This window comes from Mesorhizobium sp. CA12 (genome assembly GCF_020165255.1).
GTDB lineage: Bacteria > Pseudomonadota > Alphaproteobacteria > Rhizobiales > Rhizobiaceae > Mesorhizobium.
Window position 1 is genome coordinate 1 of record NZ_JAIUHT010000035.1, and the last position, 3,183, is coordinate 3,183.

Annotated in this window: 1 rRNA gene; it reads left to right on the top strand. The window is 53.1% G+C overall.

Annotated elements, in window-relative coordinates:
- Positions 1-339 precede the first annotated feature (339 nt).
- Positions 340-3,163: ribosomal RNA gene (locus tag LB520_RS29055) — 23S ribosomal RNA — on the top strand.
- Positions 3,164-3,183: the final 20 nt, after the last annotated feature.

Genomic DNA, 3,183 nt, shown 5'->3' on the forward strand with positions numbered 1-3,183 from the left:
GGTCAGTCATTCGAAAATGAGTTTGCGTCGGGCTTAATGCTCTGCGCCTGTTCTGTTTGACATCGTAAAGAGAAGATTTGTTCGAACTTCATGGCTGAAAAGCTGTGATTTGTCGCAAGGGACGCTCAATCCCTTGCATATGATGGGTTTGCCTAACCGCGCCCTCGAACCGATCTCGAGAAGCTGGTCTTTTTGTGCCAATTCCATTGAGGCGCGATCTCGCAGAGATCGTCGCTCCGGCGACAATCCCTTCGGGATTGCGCTTAGCTAATCCCGCAAGGGATTTGGCTTGAACGACAATCCCTTCGGGATTGCGTGATGGGTATTGGCAATGAGAACGATCAAGTGTCTTAAGGGCAATTGGTGGATGCCTTGGCATGCACAGGCGATGAAGGACGTGATACGCTGCGATAAGCTACGGGGAGGTGCGAATACCCTTTGATCCGTAGATTTCCGAATGGGGAAACCCACCTAAGGTACTTGGAAAATCAGAGCAGCAGGGATGCGACGATCCTTCGGATCGCGCCGTCTTGCTGCTGTGGTTTCCAAGTATCGCTAATAGGTAACTTATCCTGAATACATAGGGATAAAGTGGCGAACGCGGGGAACTGAAACATCTAAGTACCCGTAGGAAAGGACATCAACCGAGACTCCGGAAGTAGTGGCGAGCGAACCCGGACCAGGCCAGTGGCGATTGAGAGACAAGCGGAACCTTCTGGAAAGTAGGGCCATAGCGGGTGACAGCCCCGTACGCGTAATGCGATCAATCGTCCTCGAGTAAGGCGGGACACGTGAAATCCTGTCTGAAATTGGGAGGACCACCTTCCAAGCCTAAGTACTCGTGCATGACCGATAGCGAACTAGTACCGTGAGGGAAAGGTGAAAAGCACCCCGACAAGGGGAGTGAAAGAGTACCTGAAACCGATTGCCTACAAACAGTGGGAGCCCGCAAGGGTGACCACGTACCTTTTGTATAATGGGTCAGCGACTTAGTGTGACGAGCAAGCTTAAACCGGTAGGTGTAGGCGCAGCGAAAGCGAGTCTGAACAGGGCGTTCAGTTCGTCGCATTAGACCCGAAACCGAGTGATCTAGCCATGAGCAGGTTGAAGGTAAGGTAACACTTACTGGAGGACCGAACCCATAACTGTTGCAATAGTTCGGGATGACTTGTGGCTAGGGGTGAAAGGCCAATCAAACTCGGAAATAGCTGGTTCTCCGCGAAATCTATTTAGGTAGAGCGTCGACCGAATACCCCAGGGGGTAGAGCACTGGATGGGCTAGGGGTCCTCACCGGATTACCAAACCTAACCAAACTCCGAATACCTGGGAGTACTAGTCGGCAGACACACGGCGGGTGCTAACGTCCGTCGTGAAAAGGGAAACAACCCTGACCTACAGCTAAGGTCCCCAAGTTATGGCTAAGTGGGAAAGGATGTGAGGATCCCAAAACAACCAGGATGTTGGCTTAGAAGCAGCCATCATTTAAAGAAAGCGTAACAGCTCACTGGTCTAAATAAGGGTCTTTGCGCCGAAAATGTAACGGGGCTAAAGCCATACACCGAAGCTTAGGGTTCGTGAGCAATCACGAGCGGTAGCGGAGCGTTCTGTAAGCTGATGAAGCCGTACCCGTGAGGGGCGGTGGAGGTATCAGAAGTGCGAATGCTGACATGAGTAACGTAAGGGGAGTGAGAGACTCCCCCGCCGAAAGACCAAGGGTTCCTGCTTAAAGTTAATCTGAGCAGGGTTAGCCGGCCCCTAAGACGAGGCGGAAACGCGTAGTCGATGGGAACCACGTTAATATTCGTGGGCCTGGAGGTAGTGACGGATCACACAAGTTGTCCAATCTTATCGGATTGAAAGGGCAGCGGAGTGGTTCCAGGAAATAGCTCCTCCTTATAGACCGTACCCGAAACCGACACTGGTGGTCAGGTAGAGTATACCAAGGCGCTTGAGAGAACTATGCTGAAGGAACTCGGCAAATTGCACGCGTAACTTCGGAAGAAGCGTGACCCTTTTCTGCGCAAGCAGAGGAGGGTGGCACAGACCAGGGGGTAGCGACTGTTTATCAAAAACACAGGGCTCTGCGAAGCCGCAAGGCGACGTATAGGGTCTGACGCCTGCCCGGTGCTGGAAGGTTAAGAGGAGGGGTGCAAGCTCTGAATCGAAGCCCCAGTAAACGGCGGCCGTAACTATAACGGTCCTAAGGTAGCGAAATTCCTTGTCGGGTAAGTTCCGACCTGCACGAATGGCGTAACGACTTCCCCGCTGTCTCCAGCATAGACTCAGTGAAATTGAATTCCCCGTGAAGATGCGGGGTTCCTGCGGTTAGACGGAAAGACCCCGTGCACCTTTACTATAGCTTTACATTGGCATTCGTAGTGGCATGTGTAGGATAGGTGGTAGGCTTTGAAGCCTGGGCGCCAGCTCAGGTGGAGCCACCCTTGAAATACCACCCTTATCACTATGGATGTCTAACCGCGGCCCGTTATCCGGGTCCGGGACAATGTATGGTGGGTAGTTTGACTGGGGCGGTCGCCTCCTAAAGAGTAACGGAGGCGCGCGATGGTGGGCTCAGAACGGTCGGAAATCGTTCGCTGAGTGCAATGGCATAAGCCTGCCTGACTGCGAGACTGACAAGTCGAGCAGAGACGAAAGTCGGTCATAGTGATCCGGTGGTCCCGCGTGGAAGGGCCATCGCTCAACGGATAAAAGGTACGCCGGGGATAACAGGCTGATGACCCCCAAGAGTCCATATCGACGGGGTTGTTTGGCACCTCGATGTCGACTCATCGCATCCTGGGGCTGGAGCAGGTCCCAAGGGTATGGCTGTTCGCCATTTAAAGCGGTACGTGAGTTGGGTTCAGAACGTCGTGAGACAGTTCGGTCCCTATCTGCCGTGGGTGTAGGAATATTGAAAGGATCTGTCCCTAGTACGAGAGGACCGGGATGGACGGATCTCTGGTGGACCTGTTGTGGCGCCAGCCGCATTGCAGGGTAGCTATATCCGGACGGGATAACCGCTGAAGGCATCTAAGCGGGAAACCCACCTTGAAACGAGTATTCCCTGAGAACCGTGGAAGACGACCACGTTGATAGGCCGGGTGTGGAAGAGCGGCAACGCTTGAAGCTTACCGGTACTAATAGTTCGATAGGCTTGATCGTTCTCATTACTTATATCCATC